The organism is Sphaerisporangium sp. NPDC004334 (genome assembly GCF_053602655.1).
This window is the reverse complement of record NZ_JBSGDZ010000009.1, coordinates 226588-252892: the sequence shown is the minus strand read 5'-3', so window position 1 is coordinate 252892 and position 26305 is coordinate 226588. Positions and strand designations below refer to the sequence as shown.

Sequence of the window (26305 nt, the reverse complement as noted above, 5' to 3'; positions counted from 1 at the left end):
ATCGGGAGTTACCCCGAGATAACCCTGTATCCACCTCGGGGTTGGCGTCTCAGCGATCTCTCAGCGGCGGGTAAGTAGGCTCTCGGCATGAGGGTTCGGGGGAGACCGCAGGTCGCGCTGGCGGCCGTGGTGGCGGCGGTGATCGGCGCTGTGGCGTGGGCGGTCTGGCCCTCACCGGCGGTGCGCGCGTCCGACCAGGTGATTCCGGTGGCCGACGGCCCTTCGGGCGACCAGCACGTGCTGCTGGACACCACCTTCTTCCCCCCGGCCACCGGGGGCAGGAGCCCGGTCGTGCTCCTCGCGCACGGCTTCGGCGGCAGCAAGCGCAGCGTGCGCGACGAGGCCGTCCGGCTGGCGCAGGAGGGGTACGCCGTTCTCACCTGGTCGGCCAGGGGGTTCGGCGCCTCCACCGGGCAGATCGCGCTCAACTCCCCCGACTACGAGGTCAAGGACGTCAAGCAGCTGATCGACTGGGTGGCCCGCCGTCCCGAGGTCCAGCTGGACGGCCCCGGCGACCCCCGGCTCGGCCTGGCGGGCGGCTCGTACGGCGGGGCGATCACGCTGATGGCCGCCGCCTACGACGGCCGCGTCGACGCCATCGTCCCGCAGATCACCTGGCACGACCTGGCCGACGCGCTGTTCCCCGACGCGACCGGCGCCAGCCCGGCCGAGGGCGTCTTCAAGCGCATGTGGGCCGGCCTGTTCTTCAGCCGCGCGGCCGACTCCCCCCTCGCCCCGGGCGCCGACGGTCGAAACGTGCCCACCGACCCCGCCCAGCCGGCCACCACCTCGAGCGCCCCGTCCAACGGCACCTCCAGCGAAATTTCAGGCGGGGGGACGGGGCCGGACGCCGGGGCGCGGGAGGCGCAGTGCGGGCGGTTTCTGCCGGCCATCTGCGACATGTACCTGCAGGTGGCCGAGACCGGGCGCGCCACCCCGGCGGCCGTCGACACCCTGCGCAGGTCGAGCCCCATCTCCGTGCCGGGAAAGATCCGCGTGCCCACTCTGCTCATCCAGGGCGAACACGACTCCCTCTTCCCCCTCTCGCACGCCGACGCCAACGCCCGGGCGATCGCGGCCACCGGCGCTCCTGTCCAGGTGGCGTGGTTCGACGGCGGCCACGACGGCGGGGACGGCGAACCCGACTGGGTGGCCGAGCGCACCATCGCCTGGTTCGGCCACTGGCTGAAGAAGGACGGCACACCGCTCGGCGACGCCTTCACCGTCACCCGGGACGGCGGCCGCGATCCGGGCACGCGTCGTCCCGTCCTGGTGCACGCCGCGGCGAACCGCTACTCCGGCCTGGCCGGCGCGTCGTCCGCGTCGGTGCGGCTCGCCGGCCCCGACCAGCAGGTGGCGGGCCCGCCGGGCGGCTCGCCTGCCGCGATCTCCACAGTGCCGGGCATGAGCGGCCTGCTCGGCGGGCTCGCCGGCGACGGCGTGGCGATCGACATGCCTGGCCAGGCCGCGGCGTTCGAGTCGGCGCCGCTGGCCGCGCCGCTGGAGGTCACCGGCGCGCCGTCGGCCACGGTGAAGGTGTACGGCGAGGGCGAGGTCACGCTGTTCGCCAAGCTGTACGACGTGGGCGGGCAGCGCCCGTCGCTGCCCCAGGGCCTGGTGGCGCCCTTCCGGGTCACGGCGACCCCGGTGGGCACGCCGGTCGCGCTCACCCTGCCGGTCATCGACCACCGGTTCGACGCCGGGCACCGGTTGCGCCTGGTGCTGAGCACCACGGACATGGGGTACGCCTCCCCCACCGCGCCGGCCGTCCACCGCGTCGGGCTGGCCTCCCCGACGCTGACCGCGCCCACCGACCCGGCGCTGCGCACGGCGGGCGGCGGCCTTGGCTGGTGGACCTGGGCCCTGCCGCTGGCCGCGCTGGCCGTCGCCGCCGCCATCGTGCTCACCGGGCGGCGGCGCCGCGCGGACGACTTCGACCCGGCGCTGGCCGGGGTGCCGCTGCGCATCACCGGCCTGACCAAGAGGTACCGCGACGGCGATCCCGCCGTGGACGAGCTGTCGTTCCAGGTCGACCGGGGGCAGGTGCTCGGCCTGCTCGGCCCGAACGGCGCGGGCAAGACCACCACCATGCGCATGATGATGGGGCTCATCCACCCGGACGCGGGCGAGATCCGCATCTTCGGCCACCGCGTCACGCCGGGGGCGCCGGTGCTGTCCCGGCTGGGCTCCTTCGTGGAGGGGCCGGGCTTCCTTCCCCACCTGTCCGGCCGGGAGAACCTTGAGCTTTACTGGCGGGCCACCGGCCGGCCGAGGGGCGACGCCCATATGGAAGCGGCACTGGAGATCGCGGGCCTCGGCGCGGCGCTCGACCGCGCCGTGCGCACCTACTCCCAGGGCATGCGCCAGCGCCTGGCCATCGCGCAGGCGATGCTGGGCCTGCCCGACCTGCTGGTGCTGGACGAGCCGACCAACGGCCTCGACCCGCCGCAGATCGCCGAGATGCGCCGCGTCCTGACCCGCTACGCCGCCGCGGGCCGCACGGTGATCGTCTCCAGCCACCTGCTGGCCGAGGTCGAGCAGACCTGCGATCACCTGGTGGTGATGCACCGCGGCCGCCTGGTCACCGCCGGCCCGGTCACCGACCTGCTCGGCGGCACGGCGCCCTCCAACGGCTCCAGGGGACGTCTCGAAGACGTCTTCCTCGACCTGATCGGAGACAAGGCATGACACCCCCGAAGGTCGAGATGTCCAACGGCTCCCAGAGACGTCCTCAAGACGTCCTCCCCAAGCCGACCGGAGACACGGCATGACAGCCCTGAGAGTCGAGATGTCCGACGGCTTCCAGGTACGTCCTCAAGACGTCTTTTCCAGAGTTGACCGGAAACACGGGATGACACGCCTGGAGGGCGGGATGGCCGACGGGTTTGGGGGACGTCTTGGAGGCGTCTTCTTCGGACTGATCGGGGACGCGGCGTGACGCCGCCGGGGGTGGCGGCCGGGGGGGCTCGTGATGTCCCGGCGGGCGTGTCGTACGCGCCGGGGCGCACGCTGCCGTTGCGGGTGGAGGTCGTGCGCCAGCTCAAGCGGCGCCGGACGGCGGTGATGTTCGGGCTGTTGCTGGCCCTTCCGTGGGTGCTGGTCGTGGCGTTCTCGCTCGGCCCCGCGCCGACACAGCAGAACTCTCTGAGGCTGTCCGATCTCGCCACACAGGGCGGCCTGAACTTCGCGGCGTTCACGCTGTCGGTGTCGGCCACGTTCCTGCTGGTGGTGGCGGTCGCCCTGTTCTGCGGGGACACCGTGGCGAGCGAGGCGAGCTGGTCGTCGCTGCGCTACCTGCTGGCCGCCCCGGTGCCGCGCGGCCGGCTGCTGCGGCAGAAGCTCGTGGTCGCCCTCGCCTTCTCCGCGGTGGCGGTGATCACCGTGCCGCTGATGGCGTTGCTCGCCGGCACGGTGACCTTCGGGTGGAACGATGTGCGGTTGCCCGGCACCGGGGAGGTCTTCCCGGCGACCGCGGTGCTGCCGCGATTCGCCATCGTCATCGGGTACGCCCTGGTCAGCCAGCTCGTCGTGGCGGCGCTGGCGTTCCTGTTGTCGGTGAGCACCGACTCGCCGCTGGGCGCGGTCGGCGGCGCGGTGGGGCTGGTGATCGTCAGCAACATTTTGCAGGCGGTGGAGGCGCTCGGCGCGCTGCGGGAGTTCCTGCCGACCTTCTGGAACACCGCCTGGCTGGACGCCCTGGTCCCCGAGCTCGACTGGAGCGGCATGGCCAAGGGGGCGGCGCTGTCGGTGACGTACGCGTCGGTGCTGACGGCGCTGGCCTTCCGCCGCTTCCGTCACAAGGACGTCGTGTCCTGACCCCCGCCGGCTCCGGCGCTCAGCGGCTCGGCAGCGGGCCTCGCGGTGATGGTGGCGTCGCAGGAGTGGGTCGCGCTCGCCTGCAGGGGGTGCGGGAGGGGTCAGCCCCGGCGACGGCGCAGGGAGGGGGTGGTCAGTTCGGGGGGCTGCCAGCCGGCGTCGGCGGGGTTGATGGTCAGGCCGGGCGGCACGATCTCGTCCACCCGGTCCAGCACGTCCGCGGAAAGCGGGGCATCGGGGGCGGTGAGCTGGCTTTCAAGGTGCTCCAGCGTGCGCGGGCCGATGATGGCGGAGGTGACGGCCGGGTGCTGGAGCACGAAGCGCAGCGACAGCTCGATGAGGGTCAGCCCGCTGTCTTCGGCGAGCCGGGCGAGCGCCTCGACGGCGGCGAGCTTGCGCCGGTTCTCGGGGAGCTCGATGTCGTAGCGGGCGGGTAAGAGGGCCGAGCGCCTGCTCTGGGGCAGCTCGGCCTCCTGCCGGTAACGGCCGGTGAGCCATCCGCTGGCCAGCGGGCTCCAGGCGAGCACGCCCAGGCCGTACCGCTGACAGACGGGCAGCAGGTCGGCTTCTATGCCGCGGGCCACGACCGAGTAGGGCGGCTGCTCGGCGGCGAACCGCTCCCTGCCGCGCCGCTCGGCCGTCCACTGCGCCTCGACCACCTGGTGGGCGGGGAACGTCGAGGTGCCGATATAGCGGACCTTGCCCGCCCGCACCAGGTCGGTCAGGGCGCCGAGCGTCTCGTCGATGTCGACGGTGGGATCGGGGCGGTGCACCTGGTAGAGGTCGATGTGGTCGGTGCGCAGGCGGCGCAGGCTGTCCTCGGCGGCGCGCATGATCCAGCGGCGGCTGTTGCCGCCCTGGTTGGGGTCCTCGCCCATCTGGCCGTGCACCTTGGTGGCGAGGAAGACGCGCTCGCGCAGGCCGTTCTCGGCCAGGAACCTGCCGATCAGCTCCTCGGACTCGCCGCCGGAGTAGATGTCGGCCGTGTCGATGAAGTTGACGCCGGCGTCGAGCGCCCGCTGCATGATCTTGGCCGACTCGTCGTAGCCGTTCTCACCCCACCAGCCGAACATCATGCCGCCGAGGCACAGCGGGCTGACCTTCACGCCGGTGCGTCCGAAGGGGCGGTACTCCATGGGATCAGCTCCTCGACCGAACGAATACGGATAGCAGTGATGTCTACTATCTTCTTGGTACGCTGACAAGCCCCACCGGGCTACTCCGGGGTGACCGCTGGAGGAATCGATGCGCATCGCCGAGCTGAGCCGGCGTGCCGACGTGCCCGTGCCGACGATCAAGTACTACCTCCGCGAAGGGCTGCTGCCTCCCGGGGAGCGCACCAGCCACAACCAGGCCCGGTACGGCGAGGGCCACCTGCACCGGCTCAGGGTGATCAAGGCGCTCATCGGCGTCGGCGGGCTCAGCGTCGCCGCCACGCGCGAGGTCCTCGGCCAGATGTACGCGCCGGGCATGAGCGTCATCGACGCGGCCGGCAAGGCCCAGTTCGCGATGACGACCCCGCGGCCGGTGATCGAGGACGAGGCGTGGGCGGCGGCCACCGAGCACACCGAGGCGCTCATCGAAGAGCTCGGCTGGCGGGTCCGCGCGGCCAACCCGGCACGGCGGACGCTGGCCTCCGCGCTCGCCACTCTTTACCGACTCGGCCAGACCGGGCAGCTCACGCTCCTGCCGGAGTACGCGCGGGCGGCACGCCAGGTCGCCGAGGCCGATCTCGGGCTGATCGCCCGGGAGCCCGACTCTCACACGATGCTCGAGACCGCCGTGGTCTGGACGGCCGTCGGAGACCTCGTCCTCAGCGCCCTGCGCAGACTCGCCCAGGAGGACATCGCCTACGAAGGGCGTCCGGCGGAGCACTAGAGCCGGACGCCGCATGTCCCCGGGGAAGGTCACCACGCCCCGGGCGGCGGAGCCGCGCCGCCCGGGGCCGCGATGGAGCCGCGCCGCGGCACATCTTCGGTCGCCCGCACCCCGGCCGGCCACCGCTCACGGTTGCGGCACCGGGCGGTGGCGGAAGGTCGCGGCGGCACTCAGGGAGCGGTGGTGGGCATGCCGGCGCGGCGGCTTGTGAAGCATTGACGGCCGACGGCGCGGCGCGGGGGCCATGGGCGAACCTCCGGCCATGGGCGAACCCATCTGCCATGGGCGAATCCGCCGGCCATGGGGGGATCCACCGGCCATGGGGGCATGCGCGGGGCCTCTGGGGCTGGTGTGCGGGGTGACTTTCCGGAGACGAATGCGCATTGGTGTGAACAACCCGGCGATATTCTGGAATGATCCTCTCGGTAATCCTGTCGGACATCGAGAATGACGGACAGAGCTGATGCCCCCCTTCGAGCAGATATCTACGTTCGCAGCCGAACATCCGGGTCAGACGGCCATCATCTGTGTGTCCGCCCTGGTCGTTCTGGTTCTGACTTTCTTCGTCCTTCGCACCGCCTACCGCGCGGGCTCCCGCGCCTACCGCAAGTTCGCCGAGAACCGCCCGGCGGAGGACATCCTCACCATCGTCGCCGCCAGCATCGCCACCGGCGTGTCCGCGCAGGGCATGTGGCGCTTCTCCGGCGACGTCCTCGGCTTCGACGGCCCGCTGCGGCTGCTGCTGTTCGCGTTCATCGAGGTCGCGGTGATCACCAGCGCGGTGCGCGCCCGCCGCAACATGCGCGAGAACTTCTCGGCCGGCATCGACGGCATCGCCGTGTGGGCGCTGACGAGCCTTTCCGCGGTGCTGTCCAGCCTGGACGCCCGCAGCATGGCCGAGGCCATCTTCCGTCTGGCCGCTCCGCTGGTCGCCGCGTGGCTGTGGGAGCGCGGCATGGCGATCGAACGGCACCGCATCACCGGCCGTTCCCGCATCAAGTGGCGGCTGACGCCCGAACGCGCCATGGTCCGGCTCGGGCTGGCCGAGGTCAGCGACCGCACCGCCAGCGAGGTCGACGCCCATCGCAGGCTCACCCGCGTCGCCCTGGCCGCCAAGCGGGCGCGCGCGCTGCGTCAGGCCGGCGCCTCCGGCCGCAAGATGCGCGCCGCGCTGGCCAGGCTCGACAAGGCGATGGACCGGGCGGTGGAACACACCGGGCTGGCGCAGGACTCCGACAAGCAGCAGCGGATGCTCGCCCAGCTCGGCGCGCTGTACAACACGGCGGAACTTCTGGAGCTGCAGACGCGGCCGTTCTGGCAGCCAGCCGCCGACGACACCGCGGCGGCCACCGAGCGGGACCGGCGCGGGGAGATGGCCATCGCGGGTGCGCTCAGTCTCCGTGGCCGCCGGGCCGAGATCATCGCGCCGCTCGTCGCCAGCGCTTCCACCGGTGTGACGAGCCGCGCCGCCGCGCAGGAGGCGGCTGCTGACGCCGAAGCGGATGAAGTGATCGCGCGCTGGCGTGGCCACCGAACGGGGGGCGACACCGGGGGCGTTTTCCCGCCCGCGAACACGACGCGACAGGCGGCAGTCGACACGACAGGAGAGGCGACACGACAGGCCGCCGAGGACGACAGGCGGCGCCCGCCGAAGCGACACGACAGGCGGCAGGCGACACGACAGAGACGCGCCATCGCCGCATCCGAGAGACGACACGACAGCACGACAGCCCGGACACGACAGGGCGACACGACAGGCGACAAAGGCGCGCCGAAGTGGCTGGTCTCCGAGCGTGTCGCCCGCGTGGTGGAGCTGCTGGGGCAAAAGCCGAAGCCGACGCAGGGCGAGGTCGCCGAACAGCTCGGCGTCACGGTCCGCACGGTGCAACGCGACATCGAGCGCGCCGAGGCGGACGGCCTGGTACCGCCGGGTGACACGACACGACAGGCGACAGACGGCCCGGCGCCGGGCCTGCCCGCCGGACACGACACGACACGACAGACGGAGGACTGACATGGACGCACTCAGGGGTTTCACCACGTACATGGCGCTGGAGCCGGAGACCGGGGACAGCGAGACGCTGATCGCGCACCTGACATACGACAGCCGCGATCCCCACGCTTTCGTCCTGGAGGCGGCCGAGGCCGGCGTCGCCGCCACGTTCGACCGGTGCCTGCTCGACCAGGGCCGCTACGACCTGGCGCACGGCGGCGCTGTGGCGGTCAGCCCGACACCGGAGCATGACCGCCTGTGGATCACCGTTGACGGCCGTGCCTTCCGGGTGCGCCGCACGCTCGTGGACTGGGCGCTCAGCCGGTCCTACGAACTGGTGCCGCTCGGTGAAGAGGGCGCGCGAATCGACTGGGACGGCGCGTTCGCCGCGCTGCTGGGTGGTGCGTCATGACCCCGCGAGCATCACGCGCCGTGACGGCTGCTGGGAGGCGAGATCCGTGGCCATGGCCGCCGACCAGGGCGGATCCGAGCCGCCTACGCGCGGCCGCGCGTAGGCGCCCGCGCGCGGGCGCGCGAGGCCACCTTACCTGATGTCACAGCCAGTAGCCATCGGAGGCAGATCATCGTGGGCCGCAAGACCCCCTCGTACGAGCGTCGCAAGGAGGAGCTCGCCGCGTCGGTGGCCGCTGCGGTGACGCCTCGCCGGGGCCTGGACATCGCCGTGGACGGGCTGTCCGCGGCGCTCGCCGATCTGGCGCGGGTCGACCAGGCCGCTGCCGACATGGCCCGCGCGAGCATCGCCACCAACCTGGTCGAGGTGACCCTGTCCATCGATACGCAGACCGCCGCGCGGAAGGAGGCCGCAGCCGATGATTCCCCGGATCGCCGACCCGTTCGCCCCCGCCGATGAGGCCCGCCAGCCGGTCGACGCCGAGCACCTGGCCGAGGTCGTGCCGCTGCACGGTGGCCCTGCTGAAGTGGTCTCCGCGCAGGCGGCCGGGCCGGGGCTGCTCGCGCGGGCGGCCGACGCGGGCCGTCACGCGCTGGCCCGCGCGCTACGTGTCGGCGGCGTGGAGATGTACACCGCGGTGCTGGCCGAGCATCTGCCCTCGGTGCGTGAGCTGGCCGAGCAGTACAAGACCGTGCCGGGCGTGCCCCGCGACATCGGCGTGCTGTGGTGGGCCTGCCGGGCGTACGGCCTGATGGTGGTGCTGCCGGTCAACGCGGCGGTGCACACGGCGCTGTGGCTGGCGTGGTACCCGACACGGCTGGTGGAGTCGCCGCCGGCGGTGCTGCCGTCGCTGGCCGAGCTCGGCGCGCTGTACTGGGCACCGCCCGCCCGGTCGCGGCCGGTGCGGGTGGCCTACCGCGTGTACGGCTTCGGCCTGGTGATTCCCCTCAACGCCGCGCTGCAGCCGCTGCTGTGGATCGTGCGTTACCCGACGCGGCTGGCCGTGACCGGCCTGCATGTCGCGCTGACCATCCTGCTGTCCCTGCTGTGAAACGAGGTTCCCCTCATGCTCGCCCTGATCTTCGGTGGACTGGCCTTGTCGGCCGTCCTGGTGTGCCTGGCGTTGCCCATGCGCCGGTGGTGGAAAACCGCCGACAAGCTGGCCGCGATCGTTATGGTCGCGGCCGGGCTCGGCCCGGTGCCCCTGGTGGCGTCCCTGGCGGGCCTGATCACCGACAAGACCACCAACATCGTCATCGGCATCATCGCGCTGTGCCTGCTGCTGCTGGTCGGCGGGTTCTACTACGCCGACGCCAAGGACGGCAGGGTCGACAAGCCGCTGCGTGGCCTGCCGCTGCTGTCGCTGGCCACGGTGGTCCTCATGACCGGCTCGGCGGTGTTCCCCTTCCTCGGCGACCTGGCCCGACAGGGCTATGACACCGTCGTGCAGCAGGTGAAGTGATGATCATCCCGTTTGTGCTGCTCGCGGTGCTCACCGCGCTGATCGGCGGCGCCGTCTTCCGCAAGGACGTACGGGTCACCGCCGCAGGAGCCTGGCGAGCCGGGAGCAGCCAAGCCGGCCGCGAGTTCCGCGCCGGGTACTCGGCGACCCGGGCGGGCTACGTGCGGGCGCAACGTCACCTGCGGCGCGACCATCCCGGATGGAAAGACCCGCGCCGCTGGGCCGCCGCGCTGCTGAAACTCGCCGGGTGGAGCGCCATCGCGGTGGGCGGCACCACCTACGGCGCCTACCGCGTCACGGTGGGCACGGCACGGGTCGCCCGCACGGCTTGGCAGGGCGGCCGGGACGCCTACCGCACCTACAAGCTGACGCAGCCGGTCGACGTCGAAGTCACCGACCCAGACGACCCGGTGAAAGTCGAGCAGGTCCTCGATCAGCCGGATCTTGACCCCGATACGCAAGCGCGTGCGCAAGCCGATGCGCAAGCCGACTCCGACTCCCGGCGCACGCCGGACCCGATCCCCCAGCCAGACCCTCAACACCAACCACGAGAGGACCCCGACATGACATTCGACAACCAGGAGGCGGCCGGTCTCGCCAGCCTGCGCATCGTCTTCGCCACCGCGGCGGAGAACGCCGGCAACGACGTGGTGGCCATCGACGGCATCCAGGCCGACCAGCTCGGCAAGCTCGCCGAAAACGGCGACATCGTCTCCAAGATCGCCGACGTGTCCGAGACGGCCGCCCTGTACGAGAAGCAGCTCACCGCCGTCGTCGACGCCATCGACGCCCTGGTCAACAACTGACGCGTCGGGTCGCCGCTCCGCGCGCTCGGCGCGGGGCGGCGGCCCAACCCGCCAGGTACCGCCCCCTCAACGAGGAGAACACCCATGGTGAGCACCCCCGGCACCGAACAGGACACCTCCGCTGCGCCCCGGTCAAAGCAGGTGGTGCGAGCGGCCCGCAGGACCACGCACTGGCAACGCCGTGCCCTGGTCAACCTGGTGCCGTTCGCCTGCCTGGCCGGCGTGCAGGGCACCGCGATGCTCGTCGCCGCGGCCGAGCTGGCGCTGTGGTGGAGGATCGCCGCGGTCGTCACGGTCGTCGCCGTGGTGCTGATCTGGATGGAACGCAGCGGCGGCAGCCCGTTCGGGATCGCCATCGTGGGCGGCCTGACGTACCTGGTCCCGGCCTACCTGTGGGGCGTGTTCGGCGGGATGGCGCTGGTGGCGGGCTGCGTCATGCCGCTGCTGGCCGCGCCGTTCTGGCGCGAGCATCAGACCCGGTACCGTCACCGGCCCGACCCGGCCGCCACGCCACCTCCCCGGCCGGAGCCCGAGCAGCCGGCGTTGGAGGCGCTGTCACCCGAGCAGGTCAAGTACGCCGAGCGGGTCGTCCCCAATAACGCCGTGTTCACCGGCACCCACCTGGACAAGCCGGTCGCGGTGCCGGGCGGGTTCACCGCGCGGATCATCGGCGAGCCCGGCAAGACCGAGCTGTCGAAGCTGCAGACCGGGGCGGGCACCGTCGCCTCGGCGTGGGAGGGCCGGGTCGACCAGGTGACCATCGAGGAGACCCCTGACGGCAACAGCAGCCAGGCCCAGGTGACCGTCATCTCCCGGGGCGACAACCTGCTGCAGAAGCGGTACCTCGAGGACGACGGCACCGCCATCGACGTTCGCACGGGCATCGCCCGGGTTGCCTACTTCAACGACCTGCGGCCCGCGCACTGGTCGTGGTGGACCGTCACGGGCGGCGCGCAGATGGGCCTGAACTGCGGCACCACGGGCACCGGCAAGTCGAAGTTCGGTGGGACGAAGATGTGCCTGGCCCACCAGTGCCCTGTCATCGCCGTCGTGCTGCTGGACGCCCAGGACGGCTCCAGCCAGCCAAGCTGGAACGGCAAGACCCACCGTTACGGCGAGGGCATCGAGCAGTCCTACGCCGAGCTGCAGGCCGTGGACTACGTGGCCGGGCGGCGGGCGCACTACATCTCCCACGTCCACTGGGTCGACGAGCAGGGCCGTGAACGCATCGGCAAGCCCTACCTGCTGCCCGGTGATCCCGATCTCGGTGGCATGGTCTTGATCTACGTGGTGGTGGAGGAGGCGCCGCTGCTGTTCCAGGACGAGACCTACGGCCCCAAGGCCATCAAACTTCTCGCGCCTGGGTCGAAGACCTACCGCAAACCCGGCATCAGCCTGGACATCTACACCCAGAACCTCGACCTGGGCGAGCTCGGCCGCAACCGGGCGTTCCGCGCGAACATCGCCGCCGGCGGCAGCGTCGCGGCGTTCCGCACCGGGGCCAGCACCGACCACAAGATGGTCGGCCTGGCCAACGACCCGTCCAAGCTGCCCGAGTACTTCCCCAACGGGGAGAAGACCCACGGGCTGGGCTACCTGCGTGGCCTGGACCGCCGTCAGGCCACCATGCGGCCGCTCATCCCCCGCGACGAGTTCGCCATCGCCTCACGGCCTGCGGCCGGCGCGTTCGACCAGGCGACCCTCGGCTTCTACGAGGAGTACTTCCACGGGCGCGCCCGGGGCCGGCGGCCTGCCGTGCCGCAGGACACCCCGCAGCAGACCACCTCGGGGGACGTGCAGGCCGCCATCGAGGAGGTCCTGGCGGCCGCGGCCGGGCCACTGGACATGGGGTCGATCGTCGCGGCGTGCAGCCGGCGGATCCAGGGGTGCTCGCTGGGTGAGGTCAAGGCCGCGTTGCAGGCGCTGGTGGCCGCCGAGCGGGTCTGGCGTAAGGGGCCGGACTACGTCCACGCCGGTCAAGGGAGGTGATGCGTCAGGGACCTGCGACACCCGATACCCGATCGCCCCGGGCCGCCCAACCCGACCAAGAGCAGACGGCCCGGGGCTCCTCAGAGAGGAAGCCTCATCATGTCACGACCCAAGATCGTCCCGATGAGTGAGGTGACGTGGCCGGAGCAGGAGCGGCTGCGGCCTTCCAACATGGGCGAGCCGGACAGCGTCCGCTACGCCTACGACCATCCACAGGAGGACCCCGATGGCGAACACGACCACCAATGACGACGGCCACCGGGCCGCGCCGGTGGTGTGGCAGATCGACACCACCCGGTTCCGTGAGGCCGATCTGCGGAAGATGATCGCGTTGCAACTCGCGATCCAGCATCACAGCCAGGGCGTCGACGCTGAGGTGGTGGTGCACACGGCCGGGCAGTTCGAGAGATACCTCAAGTAGGACATGTCAGTTGATCACGCGCACCTCTGGAGCGGCCCGTGACGGGCGTTGCGGGGGTGCGCGCATGATTGACCGGTTGGCCCGCTCGGGGCTTCGTGCAGCGGTTTCAGGGCCTTATGTGGCCTGGTCTGCGGGTGTGTCGGTGGTGTGTTCGGATGTGCGAAGATGCTTGCGACCGGTGTGATCACCGCTGACAGGTCGCAGACCTGTCCGGGCCGCGACACGCCCGGTCCCCAGAACCGAACCACACGCATGTCATTACGTGGCATGCTGTGGCGTTGACCACCCAGGTCGCTGACGTCACTCAGGAGTCGCCCCGGACAAACGAAAAACGCCCCGCAGTGCGAGGCGCCTTCCGACCGAAAACTTCATCGACACGCTTCCGTAGCTAGCTCCAAAGGTTTGGCCGCCCGGTTGAGCTCAGCGCCTTCGGCGTGTCTGCGTTATTCACGTCTGGAGAGAACCATAGCATCTCGCCAAGGCGCTAGCGGCGTATGCACGAAAACAGAAGTTGCCGCGTGTCGCCACTCAACATCCCCAGCGCACTGCCAGGCTGATGACCAGCCGTCGCTGTCGCTGGTGTCCCTGCCCGCAGGGTCCATCCCGGCACCTGAGCCGCGCCTGTGGCGACAGGCTGTCGGCCATCTCGCCGGCCTGACCGGCCGCCGCGCCGACTGGCAGCGCAACGTGGCGCGCGTGGTGCAGCTCCTCGCCGCGCGGGTCGACCCGCTCATGGTGACCGCGCCCAAGTTCGGCGCAACGTGGCCGCTGCTGGCCCGCGCCGCGGACATCGGCCGGTCGACGCTGGCGTCGATCCTGCGCTGGCTCCGTCAGCAGGGCCTGCTGTATATCGTCACGCCCGGGTCCACCCCCCGGTACCGGGGCGGCGCCGATGCCGACCTGGGCAACCTCGCCGCCGAGTATCTGCTGCTGGTCCCCGCCGATCTGGTGCAGGTCGACGACCCCGACCCGCTCGACACAGCATCGGCAGCATCGGGGTCAGCGCGCCGAGACGAACAACCGCCCTGGCCTGCGCAAACAGTCCCGTCAGAGCTAACTCGGACCCCCGCTGTTGGTAGTTCTCTAGGGGAAGAATCTTTCCCTTTCGCGCGCGCGCGAGCAGCGTCCGAACCGGCGGCACCCCTCGATGCCTCCCCGGCCGCCGTCACGTCGGCAACGAAGCATGATCAACTCGTGATGTGCCAGCGTCTGCAAACCGCAGCGCCCGAGCTGCGCGGGGTGTCGGCTCGTCACCTGCGCTCGCTGCTGCGGCCCCTGCTGGCCGCTGGCGGCACGATGTACGACGCGTTGCTGCTCTTGGAGCGCAAGCCCCCGGGCTTGCGTAATTTCGCCGGTTGGGTTCGTCACCGGCTCGCGCAGTGGTGTGACTCCAGCGGGCGGCTTACCGGCCCCTTGCCGTCGCAGATCGCGGCCCGCGCCATCGAGGAGCGACGCGCCGAGCAGGCGGCGCTCCGCGCGGCGACCGCGCAGGCCAGGGCCGGGGCGGTGGACGCGATGGGCCCGGCCGCGAGGGCTCGCGCTCTGCTGGCGGCCAGCAGCCCGAGGGCGGCCCGGGTGATCGAAGCCCAACATTTGCGGCACGCGCACCAACAATCAGGCTGCGCGTGCAACATCGACGTTGTAGCGTGTGCAACATGACCGGCATACCTGCCAGCAGCGAACCCGCCTTGGCGTTCGAGAACGCCGAACTGGCCGAAGACGCCCTGCACGCCTGGGGAGAGGCCAGCGCCGAGCTCGCCCGGCGCCGCAACCCCCTCGTTCTCGGCGCTCTTGCCGCCGGCGTCAAACCGGCCGACGTCGAGCGGCTCACGAAGATCAACCGCAGCACCATCACCCGCATCAAGGACGGCTACCCCGACATCGAGGTCGCCGTCCTTAACCCCCCGACCGTCGAATACGCCCACCTGCTGTACGCCCGCACCGGCGCCGACACCTACCAGCCCAGCAAGCCCCTCACCGGGGAGGCCCTGCGCAACGCCCGCATCATGTGGGGCGTCACCATGCGGCAGGCGGCCGACTCGATCAGCAAGCCACCTGAGGACCCTTCCCTGTCGGAAGACGCATGGCTGCAGGTCCTCGCCGGCCGCTACGAGCGCGCGCTCAGGCCCGGCGCGCTCCCTCCGGCGTCCGACGGCTTCCCCGAGGGCTACAGCGATGCCTGCATCCAGCTCATCCGCGAAATTACCCATATCCGCCGGCTCGGCGAAGCCGCGTTCGCAGACTTCGATCCGGCCGAGGTCGCCGCCGGAGCCGCTCACCTGGCCGAGGCCAACCGCCAGGGCCAGGAGAAGTTCGCGCAGATGGCTGGTTTCCCCTCCTACGCCGCGGCCAAGGCCGCCGACTTCACCTCCGCCGAGGACGACGATGACGACGACGCCTGAGTACGCCTACCTGATGCAGCTGTGCGGGTGGCTGGCCGAACATGAACCTGCCTCCGGCCCGTGGATGCGCGAACTGACACGCAAACCCATCCAGGGCAACCTCGGCCAGCAGACGTTCTTCTCCTTCGAGCCGTTCCCGCTGTACGGCGCGGCGCATCAGGCGGGCCTGCCGCTACCCACGGCCGACGCCGCCCAGCCCACCGCCCAGCTCGCCACGCAGAACAACGCGCTCGCCGCGGTGCTCGCCGTCCACGCGACGCTGTCGCTGCGCGGCGGCTCCCATCAGGCCGGCGGGCCAGCCCTCGGAATGGCCGCCGGGTCGATCCCTGCGGCCAACATGTCCGACACCGTGGCCAACATGGTCAACGACCAGGTTGCCCGCGCGCACTCCGACACCTGGAGGCGGCTGCTGCACTTCCTGGCGTGGGCCGAGGTGACAACGGTGGACCTGCGGACCGCCGCCATGCTGGCGTACACCGTCCCCGGCCAGGTCCATCAAGTGCCCGGCCACGTCATGAATCCCAGCGCCGACGCCTACGACCGGGTGTCGCCGGCGTCGGCGTTCCTGCGGGACTTCTGGCGGACACGACACAAGCCCGCAGGTTCGGATCGGGCCAACTGTCCCGGCTCGGAGGTGGAGCACTGTGCCAACTGCGGTCGCCGGTCTCCGCAGCCGGGAAACCGGTGGTGGAGTTCGGAGGGTGAGCTGGTGTGCGGCGTGGACTGCGCTGATGACCTCGCCGCCTCGCAGTACGGGAGCCACTACGAGGACCACCTGGCGGGCACGTAGCGCGAGGAGAGCCGCGTACCTGGTTCCGCAGACTAGGAATCTACAGCGTAAAGCCAGAGGCGGGGCCCCATCGGAGAGCGGCAGCACCCGTCATGGTGCTGCCGCTCTCCCTATACCGGACACTCGGGCATACCCCTTGCCATCGGTGCCGAAAGCCCCGCCCCGTGCGGCGGTCACTCGAACGCGAAGGGGGTTTCTGTGGGGCCCCGGCGCAGCCTTTACAACGTAGATTCTGTTTCGGCGCGTCCTTGTGTTTTCGCGGCTGACGCAAGCGTCGGTGCTTGCGCACTCGCTTGCGTCCCTGACCGTCATCGCTGCGTCTGTGCTCGTCGCACACCAGCGATCATCAGCGGTCGCGTGCTCGGGTAAGGGTAGTGATCTGCGCGTCTCAGAAGCGCTCTCAGAGACGCGCACGTTTGGTTGCGTATACGAAACCAAACGTGCAATGATCGCGTCACAACCGAATAGCACGACGAAAACACGCCCTGACCAGGCATAACACCGAGCAGAAAGACCGCGCCGATGACCAGCAGCCTGTTCCTTCTGGACGACAGCATCGAATACGACACCCCGCCCGACAGCGCGGACATCATCCCGGGCACCCTCGCGGTGAACATCAGTCTCGACACGCTGAACGGGCCGCTGCAGTACGCCGACCAGGCCACCATCGAAGACCTCCACGCGGTCATCAAGAACACCGTCGAGACCCTCGTGCCGGGGTCCACCTGGACCAGCGAATGGGGCAAGATCGACGCCCCGTTCGACACCCTGTACGACCTCGCCGTGAACGACACCCCGGCCGGCATGTCCATCGGCACGCTGCATCAGCGCGTCAACCAGGCCGTCATCGCACGGTGCGGCGAACTGCTCACGGCGTACGCCGAGATCCAGTCGGCGCACCCGTAGTACGCAAGCCCACCCGAAAGCCCAAAAGCAAACACCACAGGGACCGGCCGCCGCCGGTCCCTTCGCATGAGGAGACACCATGATCAGCCGCACCTACACCCGCGCCAGCAACGGCGGCGCCACCGAGAGCGTCACCTTCCACGTCCTCGGCGACGACCCCGCCCACCTCACCCTTATCAAGATCGACAACGGCGCGACCCATCCGACGTGCGTCTACCCCACCACCGCTGGCGCCGCCGGCGACTACCTGGACTCCAGGCACCGGCTCCTCACCGGCATCGGCTACGTCCGCAGGGACACTCGCCTCTACACCCGGCAGCAGCCCGGCGACCCCACCACCATCCAGATCGTGGAACTGACCACCCGTGAGCGCGCCCCGCACGACTGCTCGGTCACCGAGAAGCGGCTCACGGACAGTGCCACCACCTTCGAGCAGTCCGCCTTCCACGGCACCACCAGCGACATGGACGGCTTCCTCGCCTACACCGATGAGCGGCTGCTCCTGGAGGGCTACGTCCGCCTGACCTGACCCTCCCCACCCCCACCACACGGAGACCCACATGTACTACGACGACGACCCCGGCGCCGACCTCGAAGCGATCTACGACGCCCGCCGTGACGCCGACCTGGAGCAGGCGGAAATGGAACGGGCGGGCAACCTGATCGCCGCGCTCCGCAGGAAGGGCATCTGCACCCACCAGTCGTGGCTGGAGTACCGCCGCCCGGCCATCTACCCCGAGCAGAAGGACCTGCGGCCTGGGCAGGTCGCCTGCACCGACATGGAGCACTGCAAGCAGGTGTTCGACAGCGTCGAGGATCTGCACGCCGACGCCGACACCAAGTACTGACCCTCACACGCAGGGCCGCGCCGCCACGCAAGCGGCGCGCGCCCTGCGTCGCCCTCACAGAAAGGCATCTCATGCTCACCTTCATCAGGCAGCGGCCGCAGCAGCTCGCCCTGGTCGACTCCGACCAGCAGGACAAGCCGCTGCAGACCCACACCTGGCCGATCCCGGTGATCGTCGCCGACCGGGTCATGGCGGCGCTCAACCAGGCGTTGCGCAGCGGCGCCGCCCACGGCCCCTGCGGCTATGAGGCGCCGGCGTGCCTGTCCTACGCCCACCTCACCTACGCGACCAACCGCGACGCCGTGACGGTGAGCCGCCGCGATTTCGCCCCGACCCTGGCCGTGCAGGGGATCAACCCGCACCGCCTGACCGTGTCGATCGCCGCGGCCCTGCAGGAGGCGTTCACCCTCGGTCAGTCGCATCCGTTCGCACCGCCGCTGCCCGACGACCCCACCTGGGACGACCTGATCGAGGGCGACGAGATCGTCCGCCACAAGAAGGGCGTCACCTGGACGTGGCGGATCGCCGGCTCCGAGCGCCCACCCGCCGTGATCGGCGGCGTACAGGGCTGCGTCCTGGTCCTCATCCAGACCAAGCACGACGATCGGCCCCTCGGCCGCCCGGACTGGACGGTCGTCAACCCGGCGCGGTCGGTCCGTACCTCCATGTCGACGGCCGAGAAGGTCGAGTTCATCCCCTCCCCCGCACGGAGGACCGCATGACCACCGAGTGGACTCCGATCCGCCGCTCGATCCCGCTGCTCAACTCCGAGCCGTACCGCGACCCCGACGGCGAGCACACCTATCTGCTCGTCGACGGCGCGCAGCCCTGGCTCCACGTCCACGGTTGTGCGGAACTCAAACACGCCACGGCGACCCCCGTCACCGGCATCTACCGGCAGTTGACGTGCCCCGTGCACAACCTCCGCCCCCCGCGGCCGTGTAACCGGTGCCACCCCCACTCCGCGCACAAGGTGACCCTCCCCGACGGCACCGACCGGTACCGGCCGATGGGCCCGCTCGCGACCGGCCAGCACGGCGACCAGGTCGCCTTATACGGCGAGTACGCCCTGGTCGACCAGCACAACGGCGAGTGGCGGGTCAGGGAATGGGCCGCTGACGGGCCGTCCGCGCTGACCCGCGCCAAGACCCTTGGCATCCAGGTCATCCTCGGCCCGCGTGACGACCGGTATGGCCTGCCGACCCACCCTGACCCCACCACAGCGGGGCCGCAGTGATCACCGAGGGCCACGCCGAGCGGTTCCCCGGCATGACCGTCCTCTGGAGGGGCGAGGTCGGCGGCGAGCTGGACACCCTGGTCTTCGACGACGCCGACTTCGACACCCGCATCGCCGCCCTCAAGCCGCACACCGAGTTCGGCGACAACCACATTCGCGGCCTGGGCGACCGGCTCCTGCTGGCTCAGCGGTGCCGCTCCTACGCCGACACCTACGAACCGGACCTGTTCATGGCGCTGCACTGGCTGGAACTGGCTGAATGCCAGGCCGGTGCGCTGACCGTCGAGGAACACCACGCGCGGGAAGCCGCACGCAAGCCCGCCCGGCAGGCGTGCTCGGCGCGGTCGGTCGAAACGCTCCGCCGCACCGGCAGCCCGTACGGATACCGCAAGCCGTAACCCTCGCACCCGCTGGCCCGGCACCAGCCGGGCCAGCTCCTCTCTACGCAAGCACACGTGCTTGCGTACCGTGAAAGGCAACACCCACCCATGGCACGTACCACCAGCAAGCCCCGCCGCCGACGCCCCCAGATGACCGAGGAGGAACGCGCCGCGTGGAAGGCCCGCAAGGCCGCCCGCGTCGGCGACCTGAAGGAGCTGCAGCGCGCCGCAGCCATGCGCATCCTCACCGACCCCGCTGCGGCGCACACCTTCGTCAAGGTGTGCGCGTCCATCGGCGCCGGCTCCTACGAGGGAGCCAAGTACACGCTGCGCAACGCGGTGCTGCTGTGGGGGCAGAATCCCGCCATCTCCCACGTCGGGTCGTTCGACTACTGGCGTGAGCAGGGTCGAAGAGTCCGCAAGGGCACCTCCGAGCGGCCGACCAAGGCCCTCGGCATCTTCGTCTACATCGGCAAGGACAAGGACAAGGACGCCGAGGAGGGCAAGCCACGCGAGGAGGCAGAGCACAAGGCCGAGGACAAACGGCCGAAGTACAAGGTGTCCAACGGCACCTACGACGTCCGCAGCACCATCCCCATCGAGACGTGCATCTACTGCGGCACCAACCCGCCGGAGGACCCCACCGGCGACGGCTGCCCTGCCGACTGCGCGGTGTTCGATCTGCGGCCCGGCATCGAGCCCCCTCTCGAGGAGGTGTACGCCGTCGCGTTCGCCCTGGCCGAAGACGACGGCGACGAGGACGGCGAGGACGGGGCGGTGGAGTTGTGAGCACGACCATCCCCGGCCACCTGGCGCACCTGCCCACCCACAACGGCATGATCGTGCCCCGCATCACCCTGCACCACCGCAACGGCACCCCCATCCTCGGCGCCGTCGACCATGACGTGGTGTTCGACCTGCTGCAGCAGCGGCGCTGCCAGCTGTGCGGGGAACCACTGCTCGACCAGGCCGTGGCCACCGCCAAGACGCAGGACTTCCACTACGGCTACATCAGCGAGCCGGCCGAGCACCCCGAATGCAGCGCCTACAGCGTGCAGACCTGCCCGATGCTGCGTGGCCGCCTGGCCGCTCACCGCCCCGCGGGTCACTACCAGCGGCGTTGCGGCGACTCGGCCTGCATATGCGACACCTGGACCATCACCGTCGACGACCACATCCGCGCGGCAGCGCCGGTGCCGCCGTTCTGGACCATCACCTACCCCATGCAGCACTACGAGCTGTCGACCAGCCCCTCGGGCCGGCTCCGCGGCCTGGCCATCACGGTGCCCGACGCGGACATCCGCCTGGTGTCCAAGGGCGGCCCAAGCGGCGCCGGCGACTTCGACCTGCGGATCATCCGCCGTCTCGACCTTCCCTGGAGCAACGCATGACGACCATCGAACTGGCCACCCGGCACGTCCTGGCGGGGACCCCCGGGTGGGGCGAACACGACCACACCATCCGCGTCCGCCGCCTGGCCGTCGCCAACGCGCCCCGACCCCTGCCCGGGAACCCGACCTGGCAGGGCGAGTTCAACCACGGCATCTTCTACGCGGCCGGGCCGCTGCACGAGCTGGCCGAGCGGTGGCACGCCGACGATGCCGTGCTGCTGGTGGAACTGACGCCGCAGGCCATCGTCCGCAAGGTCCACGCCCGCTGCGTGGGCCGCAACTATGACGTCCCGGCCATCCTCGCCGAGTTCCCCGACCAGTTCGGCATATGGGCCCACAACATGGGCCTGCCCTGGGACGACGGGTGGCTCACCCTGCCGTTCCTCCCGGCGCCGCCACGCCGCGACGCCTTCACCGGGATCCCGGTGTGCGAGCACGGCGTCACCGCGAGCGCCTGGGTGATCCAGGAGACCAAGCCGGGCCGCCCTGTCCCGGTCGACGTGGAGCTCGGCAAGGTCGGCAAGTCCACCCCGGAGCCGCTGATCGCGTCGATGATCACCCACGCCGCAGCCGACGGCCGCGCCGACCAGTACCAGATCGGCTGGGTCCACGCCGACCTGTGCCGCACCGCCGACGACCCCCAGCCCACCCACTGACCCACCCACCCGGCAGGGCGGCGGCCACCACACCGCCGCCCCGCCCACCACGCACAGGAGACCACGTGGCCGACGTCACCATCCAGCACACCCACGCGGACGGCACCCTCATCGAGGGCAGCGTCAAAGGCGACGGCGTGTACGAGATCGTCAAGCCGTTCGGGTTCCGCTACTTCCCGTCGATCGGCATGATCGGCATCCGCGGTTCCCGGGACCGGCCCGCCAAGCGGTACGCCATCAACGGCGCCGCCGAGGCCCTGCGCGAGGCGGGGCACGAGGTGCGCGTCGAGATCGACGACGAGCACCGCGACCGCGCCCAGGTCCTCGCCGACCAGGCCGAGCGGCTCGAAGACCGCCGCGACGCCCTGGCGGCGAAAGCCGGGCGGCACGCCGGCAAGGCCGCGGCCGCGCATCAGCAGGCGCATGACCTTTCGGAACGGTTCGCCGGTGGCCAGCCCATCCTCGCCGGCCACCATTCCGAACGCGGGGCTCGCCGCGACAAGGAGCGCATGGACGCCGCGATGCGCCGCAGCGTGGAACACGACGAGGTCGCGCAGGACGCAGCGCGCCGGGCCAACGCGGTCGGCCGCAACGCCCGCCACTCCGCGCGGCCGGGCACCACGGCGCGGCGCATCAAGACCACCGAGGCCGAACTCCGCCGTATCCAACGCGGCCTCGACGGCTACGAGCGGGTGTTCCGCCGGCACGACGGCACCGTGTACTACGTCGAAACCCACCACCCCGCGACCGGTGACCACCGTGAACAGCTCCTGGCCCGCAAGGCGCAACTCCAAGACCAGCTCGCCTACGACCAGGCGCAGCTCGCCGCAGCGGTCGGCGATGGCGCGTTCATCGAGTTCGGCAAGCACAACGTCCACGTCGGGGACCGGGTGTGGGCATGGGGGTACAACGGCCTGGCCAGCAAGACCAACCCCACCACCGTGCGGGTCGAGTTCCGTGACCACTGGGCGCCGAAGGTCGCCTACACCGACATCAAGCAGGTGGAATGCCGCCACGGTGACAAGCCGGTCATCATCGCGCCGTCACCACGGCCCGCCACCGAACCGGCCCCGCGCAAGGTCGAGGTCGCCCCGGTGGACACCGCAGCCCTGCAGAAGCTGAAGGAGGCCCCGGTGGTCGTGGCCCGCGGAACCGACGCGTTCATGTCGACGCCGCTGGTCGTGGACCACGTCATGTCGCTGGCCGGCATCGGCCAGGGCACCACGGTGCTGGAACCGTCCGCCGGCACCGGGATGCTGGCCAGGGCAGCGGCCGAGCTCGGCGCGGTGGTCGACTGCGTCGAGCAGCACGCGGGCATGGCGGCCCGCCTGTTCGACGTCCCCGGGGTGCGTGGCGTCACCACCGGCGACTTCCTGGAGGTCTCCCCGTCGCACTACCCGGACCGGTTCGACCGGGTGGTGATGAACCCGCCGTTCTCAGGCGGCAAGGACATCATGCACGTCACCCACGCCCTGCGGTTCGCCGCACCGGGTGGCCTGGTCGTCGCGGTCATGGCCGCCGGCGTCACCTTCTCCACGACCCGGGCCGCCACCTCGTTCCGCGACCAGATCGAACAGCGCGGCGGCCGGTTCGAGGAACTCCCCGACGACGCGTTCGCCCCCATGACCGGCGTCCGCACCGTCATCGCCGTCATCCCCTGCTGAACACCCCTCGCCGAAGGAAAAACCCATGTCCGACGACACGCCGCAGATGAAGACCATCACCCTGCCCGCCCACGTGTGGAACGACGTCCTCGACGCGCTCGCCGACCGCGGCGAGGAGCTGATGGAGAAGAAGTGGCTCGGCGACTGCCGTGACTGCGACAAGCTGAACGACGACGAAGCCCGATGCCCCCAGCACACCGAGGAAGCCCGCAGCGGCGCGGCCCTGCACATGCACCGCGACCAGATCGTGGACCAGCTCGACAAGCCCCTGCCGACCTCCTGGGACCACCTGCCGCCCATCGCAGAGGTCATCGGCATCAGCGGCCTGCCCGGCGACACCCACATCGGCACGCTGGCTCTGCCGACGCGGATCTACCACATCCTGGCCAGAGAGCCGATCTGGACCATCGGCGAGCTCGCCCACCGCACCGACGACGACCTCATGGAGCTGCGCGGCTTCGGAGTGGGAGCGCTGCGGGACCTGAAGCTGCTGCTGCTGCGCAAGGCGCCGGACTCGGCCGAGCATCCGGTGAAGATGCCTCTGCGGCGGTGGCAGGTCACTATCGACGGCCTGAACGCCGCAGCCGAGGCAGCCGGAGGCGACGTGGCGGGCGAGTACGACGACGTCCGTGACGCCATCCGCGACCAGCTCGGACTGCCCGCAGGCGAATAGCCACCATCGGAGCGCTGTACGCAAGCCGCTGTGCTTGCGTACAGCGCTCCTCGAACGAGGAGCACACATCGCATGACCATCAAGACCCGCATGGCCGTCACCTCCCCGGCCGGTGCCGTCGAGTTCTGGACGGCCACCAGCCCGCAACCCCACCGGTACCGCGACATCACCATCCACACGCCCGCCCCCGTCGCCCCGCCAGAGGCCCCCGACGAGTTCTGCGGCGTATGGTGCCGGCACCTGCGAGGGCGCTGCACCACCCGCAGCCTGAACGACACCTACCCCTGCACCGAAGAGGCGGTCGGTCACCTGGCCGAGTTCGTCAAGGACGGCGAAGGCGACGCCGACGACATCCGCACCACGTGGGAACTGCTGGAGCACTGGCACGAGATGGTGTTCGGCGCCGGGCAGACCACCCGCGTCGGGCACTTCGGCAAGACCCCGGAGCAGAGCGGCCTGGCCGTGGAGTGCCTGGAATGCCACGCACAACCCGGTGAGCAGTGCGAACCGACCTGCAGTTCCCACCCGGATGCTCCTGAGGGGGACGAGGAGGCCACGGGCGTCACCGACGCCTCCGGTCACGTCCACTCCGACGTCCATCTGGAGATGGGGGCCGCGTGGTGACCACAGCGACGAACCCCATCGCGCGGCTCGAAAGGCGCGTCGCGGCCTACCGCGAGTTCGCCGGCCGGGGCACCGACCCCGAGCACCGGTTGGCCGCGCGGCGAGCCGAGGTGCTGGGCCGGCGGCTCGCCGAGGAGAAACGTAACGAGCCGTACGAGTGGCACCACTTCGAGGTGCCCGGCAGCGGAGGCCACGGCAAAGCCCGCTACGACGCGCTCACCGCGATCGTCAAGGCCCACGGATGCATCCTGCCGGTATACGGCCCTGGCCAATCCCCACGGTTCCCCTGGGGCGACTTCGAGCTGCGGTTCGGCGGGCGCGGCGGTTCCGCCGAGCGGGCCGCCGAGGTGCTGCCCGATCTGCTGCGAGAGATCGACGCTGCGGCGGCCGCCGCGGTGAAGGCGTACAACGCCTACCTCAAAACGCTGCCCGAGGAGGACCACGACCCGAAGTGGCGGGTCGGCATGCGGCGCAGATTCCGGCGCGACTACATCGCCGCGTACGGCCGCGCGGTCGCCTACCGTATCCAGTTCGGCGAGAACCTGCCCAGCGGGGCCATCGAGGGCTACAGCGCCCATGGCCGCGCCGCCCTCGACGCGGCCAACCTCGACATGTCGCGGCTGCACATCGGCGGCTACATCCGTGACCCGCTGGGCCGAGCCCGATATGTCGCCATCCACGCTCCCGAGTACATCCAGCCCGTCCGCCTCGACATCGCGGCGCCCGAATCCGCCCGGCAACTGGAGAGATGATGAGCCACGACAGCGACGCCCTGTTCGACCCGCCACCGGGGGCCGATCCCGGCGGCACCTCGCAGGGCTGGACGACCGTCACCCGGCACAGGGTGACCCACACCATCGAAGACCACTTCGCCGCTGCCCAGCCCATCATCCGTGAAGGGCAACGGGACTTCTTTCCCCGCCAAGCTATCTACAGGTGGGTGTGGGAACGGGGGTGCGGCTGGGACCTGGAGCTGTACGAGTTGAGCGGCCCCAACCGCAAGCTGGACGGCACGGTCGGCCAAATGGTCGTAACCCACCGCATCCTGAGCGCGGCCAGATCGGAGGCGTGGGCTAGATTGCCGGACTGGCTGTTCCTGGCGATGGTCGCCACCAAACCGACCTGGGAACCACCCCTCGCCGAGTTGCAGCCGGCAGAGGGCGCGGTGGAAGCCCTCATCGCCGGCGCTGAACGCAACGCATAGAGGACACGGGGCGCGGACCGGATAGTGGTCCGCGCCCCGGCGTTTCTGCTGTTCCAGCGAGGTCATACTGGGTATGGTGCTGGTATGACCGCCAAGTTAAGCATCAGCGTGCCGGACACCGTGTACCAGCAGGCGCAGGACTGGGCTGACGCGCATAACAGCACCGTGTCCGCCTACTTCACCCGCCTGGCTCAAGAACGCGCCGATGCCGACCGGCGCGCCCGGGAGCGCCTCGCCCGGAAAATCGAACAGGACAAAGCCGCCGATCCTGAGGGCTACAGCCTCATGGAGCAGGAACTGCGTCAGCGCATCAACGCCGCCCGGCGCAAGACGGCAGCCGCGTGAACCCCGTCGGCGGATTCATCCCCGACCTGTCGGCCATCCTGAAAATCCTCACCCCCGACAAGGACGGCCAGCAGGCCCGCGCCGCGCTGAACATCCTGGCCAGCGACGGCGACACCATCCTGCTCCCCGCCGCCGCGCTGGCCCAAGCCGCGATCATCGCCGATCCGCCAGTCGACGAGCTGCTGTGGCTGACCGAGTTCGGCGCGGTCCAGGTCGCTTCTCTCACCGTAGAGGACGTGCTGCGGATGCCCTCGGCCGCCCAGTTCGCCGAGCATCCGAACGCGGTTCCCGTGCATCACGCCCACACCGCGCATTTGGCCGCCGACCGTGGCTGGCCCATCCTCACCGGAGACGAGGACTCCTGGGCCGGATACGACCACCTGGAATTCGTCCCCGTCTGACCTCGGA

32 protein-coding genes are annotated in these 26305 nt (G+C 70.6%); 31 read left to right on the top strand and 1 reads right to left on the bottom strand.

The window, feature by feature from the left end:
- Positions 1-87 precede the first annotated feature (87 nt).
- Both ACWEN6_RS14115 and ACWEN6_RS14110 read left to right on the top strand, forming a co-directional pair.
- Positions 88-2688, top strand: coding sequence for an alpha/beta fold hydrolase (locus ACWEN6_RS14115; RefSeq protein ID WP_452570563.1), 2601 nt, complete (start codon positions 88-90; stop codon positions 2686-2688).
- Between the two features lie 297 nt (positions 2689-2985).
- Complete coding sequence (locus tag ACWEN6_RS14110) at positions 2986-3816, top strand: ABC transporter permease (RefSeq protein WP_452570562.1); 831 nt, start codon at positions 2986-2988, stop codon at positions 3814-3816.
- Between the two features lie 101 nt (positions 3817-3917).
- On the opposite strand, the gene ACWEN6_RS14105 is transcribed toward ACWEN6_RS14110, so the two are convergent.
- Positions 3918-4952, bottom strand: coding sequence for an aldo/keto reductase (locus tag ACWEN6_RS14105; protein WP_452570561.1), 1035 nt, complete (start codon positions 4950-4952; stop codon positions 3918-3920).
- Between the two features lie 109 nt (positions 4953-5061).
- Between ACWEN6_RS14105 and ACWEN6_RS14100 the strand changes: the two genes are divergently transcribed.
- From ACWEN6_RS14100 to ACWEN6_RS13960, 29 genes are all read left to right on the top strand, one after another.
- Positions 5062-5694: a MerR family transcriptional regulator gene (locus ACWEN6_RS14100; protein ID WP_452570560.1), complete on the top strand. Its 633-nt coding sequence runs from the start codon at positions 5062-5064 to the stop codon at positions 5692-5694.
- A gap of 463 nt (positions 5695-6157) precedes the next feature.
- Positions 6158-7708 (top strand): helix-turn-helix domain-containing protein, encoded by a 1551-nt coding sequence (locus ACWEN6_RS14095; protein ID WP_452570559.1) that lies wholly within the window; start codon positions 6158-6160, stop codon positions 7706-7708.
- 1 nt (position 7709) lies between these two features.
- The gene (locus tag ACWEN6_RS14090; RefSeq protein ID WP_452570558.1) at positions 7710-8099 is read left to right on the top strand and encodes an SsgA family sporulation/cell division regulator; all 390 of its coding nucleotides are present in this window, start codon (positions 7710-7712) and stop codon (positions 8097-8099) included.
- A gap of 174 nt (positions 8100-8273) precedes the next feature.
- Positions 8274-8558: a hypothetical protein gene (locus ACWEN6_RS14085; RefSeq protein WP_452570557.1), complete on the top strand. Its 285-nt coding sequence runs from the start codon at positions 8274-8276 to the stop codon at positions 8556-8558.
- Positions 8518-9150: a hypothetical protein gene (locus tag ACWEN6_RS14080; protein ID WP_452570556.1), complete on the top strand. Its 633-nt coding sequence runs from the start codon at positions 8518-8520 to the stop codon at positions 9148-9150. The genes ACWEN6_RS14085 and ACWEN6_RS14080 overlap by 41 nt, the downstream gene beginning before the upstream one ends.
- 15 nt (positions 9151-9165) lie before the next feature.
- On the top strand, positions 9166-9561 hold the full coding sequence (locus ACWEN6_RS14075) for a hypothetical protein (RefSeq protein WP_452570555.1): 396 nt from the start codon (positions 9166-9168) through the stop codon (positions 9559-9561).
- Positions 9562-9575: 14 nt separating this feature from the next.
- The gene (locus ACWEN6_RS14070; RefSeq protein ID WP_452570554.1) at positions 9576-10367 is read left to right on the top strand and encodes a hypothetical protein; all 792 of its coding nucleotides are present in this window, start codon (positions 9576-9578) and stop codon (positions 10365-10367) included.
- Between the two features lie 84 nt (positions 10368-10451).
- Entirely contained in the window at positions 10452-12356 is a 1905-nt protein-coding gene (locus ACWEN6_RS14065; RefSeq protein WP_452570553.1) for a hypothetical protein, read from the top strand.
- A 99-nt stretch (positions 12357-12455) separates the two neighbouring features.
- Entirely contained in the window at positions 12456-12605 is a 150-nt protein-coding gene (locus ACWEN6_RS14060) for a hypothetical protein (RefSeq protein WP_452570552.1), read from the top strand.
- On the top strand, positions 12583-12777 hold the full coding sequence (locus ACWEN6_RS14055; protein WP_452570551.1) for a hypothetical protein: 195 nt from the start codon (positions 12583-12585) through the stop codon (positions 12775-12777). The genes ACWEN6_RS14060 and ACWEN6_RS14055 overlap by 23 nt, the downstream gene beginning before the upstream one ends.
- 579 nt (positions 12778-13356) lie before the next feature.
- Positions 13357-14436, top strand: coding sequence for a hypothetical protein (locus tag ACWEN6_RS14050; protein WP_452570550.1), 1080 nt, complete (start codon positions 13357-13359; stop codon positions 14434-14436).
- Positions 14433-15179: a hypothetical protein gene (locus ACWEN6_RS14045; protein ID WP_452570549.1), complete on the top strand. Its 747-nt coding sequence runs from the start codon at positions 14433-14435 to the stop codon at positions 15177-15179. The genes ACWEN6_RS14050 and ACWEN6_RS14045 overlap by 4 nt, the downstream gene beginning before the upstream one ends.
- Complete coding sequence (locus ACWEN6_RS14040; protein ID WP_452570548.1) at positions 15163-15969, top strand: hypothetical protein; 807 nt, start codon at positions 15163-15165, stop codon at positions 15967-15969. The genes ACWEN6_RS14045 and ACWEN6_RS14040 overlap by 17 nt, the downstream gene beginning before the upstream one ends.
- A gap of 522 nt (positions 15970-16491) precedes the next feature.
- A complete protein-coding gene (locus tag ACWEN6_RS14035) occupies positions 16492-16875 on the top strand; it encodes a hypothetical protein (RefSeq protein ID WP_452570547.1) in 384 nt (127 codons plus the stop codon).
- A gap of 79 nt (positions 16876-16954) precedes the next feature.
- The gene (locus ACWEN6_RS14030) at positions 16955-17404 is read left to right on the top strand and encodes a hypothetical protein (RefSeq protein ID WP_452570546.1); all 450 of its coding nucleotides are present in this window, start codon (positions 16955-16957) and stop codon (positions 17402-17404) included.
- A 31-nt stretch (positions 17405-17435) separates the two neighbouring features.
- Positions 17436-17723, top strand: a complete 288-nt coding sequence (locus ACWEN6_RS14025) for a hypothetical protein (RefSeq protein ID WP_452570545.1) — start codon at positions 17436-17438, stop codon at positions 17721-17723.
- 71 nt (positions 17724-17794) lie between these two features.
- Positions 17795-18445: a hypothetical protein gene (locus tag ACWEN6_RS14020; RefSeq protein WP_452570544.1), complete on the top strand. Its 651-nt coding sequence runs from the start codon at positions 17795-17797 to the stop codon at positions 18443-18445.
- Positions 18442-18960, top strand: coding sequence for a hypothetical protein (locus ACWEN6_RS14015; protein ID WP_452570543.1), 519 nt, complete (start codon positions 18442-18444; stop codon positions 18958-18960). Before ACWEN6_RS14020 ends, ACWEN6_RS14015 begins: the two co-directional genes overlap by 4 nt.
- Positions 18957-19358 carry a hypothetical protein gene (locus tag ACWEN6_RS14010; RefSeq protein WP_452570542.1) on the top strand — a complete coding sequence of 134 codons (402 nt, stop codon included), beginning with the start codon at positions 18957-18959 and terminating at the stop codon, positions 19356-19358. Before ACWEN6_RS14015 ends, ACWEN6_RS14010 begins: the two co-directional genes overlap by 4 nt.
- Positions 19359-19448: 90 nt before the next feature.
- A complete protein-coding gene (locus ACWEN6_RS14005) occupies positions 19449-20129 on the top strand; it encodes an ArdC family protein (RefSeq protein WP_452570541.1) in 681 nt (226 codons plus the stop codon).
- A complete protein-coding gene (locus tag ACWEN6_RS14000) occupies positions 20126-20731 on the top strand; it encodes a hypothetical protein (RefSeq protein WP_452570540.1) in 606 nt (201 codons plus the stop codon). The genes ACWEN6_RS14005 and ACWEN6_RS14000 overlap by 4 nt, the downstream gene beginning before the upstream one ends.
- On the top strand, positions 20728-21387 hold the full coding sequence (locus ACWEN6_RS13995; protein WP_452570539.1) for a hypothetical protein: 660 nt from the start codon (positions 20728-20730) through the stop codon (positions 21385-21387). Before ACWEN6_RS14000 ends, ACWEN6_RS13995 begins: the two co-directional genes overlap by 4 nt.
- Before the next feature lie 65 nt (positions 21388-21452).
- Positions 21453-23051, top strand: a complete 1599-nt coding sequence (locus ACWEN6_RS13990) for a DUF3560 domain-containing protein (RefSeq protein ID WP_452570538.1) — start codon at positions 21453-21455, stop codon at positions 23049-23051.
- A gap of 25 nt (positions 23052-23076) precedes the next feature.
- Positions 23077-23724: a DNA-directed RNA polymerase subunit alpha C-terminal domain-containing protein gene (locus ACWEN6_RS13985; RefSeq protein ID WP_452570537.1), complete on the top strand. Its 648-nt coding sequence runs from the start codon at positions 23077-23079 to the stop codon at positions 23722-23724.
- 72 nt (positions 23725-23796) lie between these two features.
- Complete coding sequence (locus tag ACWEN6_RS13980; RefSeq protein ID WP_452570536.1) at positions 23797-24348, top strand: hypothetical protein; 552 nt, start codon at positions 23797-23799, stop codon at positions 24346-24348.
- Positions 24345-25100 carry a hypothetical protein gene (locus ACWEN6_RS13975; protein WP_452570535.1) on the top strand — a complete coding sequence of 252 codons (756 nt, stop codon included), beginning with the start codon at positions 24345-24347 and terminating at the stop codon, positions 25098-25100. Before ACWEN6_RS13980 ends, ACWEN6_RS13975 begins: the two co-directional genes overlap by 4 nt.
- Positions 25097-25552: a hypothetical protein gene (locus ACWEN6_RS13970; RefSeq protein ID WP_452570534.1), complete on the top strand. Its 456-nt coding sequence runs from the start codon at positions 25097-25099 to the stop codon at positions 25550-25552. The genes ACWEN6_RS13975 and ACWEN6_RS13970 overlap by 4 nt, the downstream gene beginning before the upstream one ends.
- Positions 25553-25636: 84 nt before the next feature.
- Entirely contained in the window at positions 25637-25897 is a 261-nt protein-coding gene (locus ACWEN6_RS13965) for a hypothetical protein (protein ID WP_452570533.1), read from the top strand.
- Positions 25894-26298, top strand: a complete 405-nt coding sequence (locus ACWEN6_RS13960; protein ID WP_452570532.1) for a hypothetical protein — start codon at positions 25894-25896, stop codon at positions 26296-26298. The genes ACWEN6_RS13965 and ACWEN6_RS13960 overlap by 4 nt, the downstream gene beginning before the upstream one ends.
- The last annotated feature ends 7 nt before the right edge of the window (positions 26299-26305 follow it).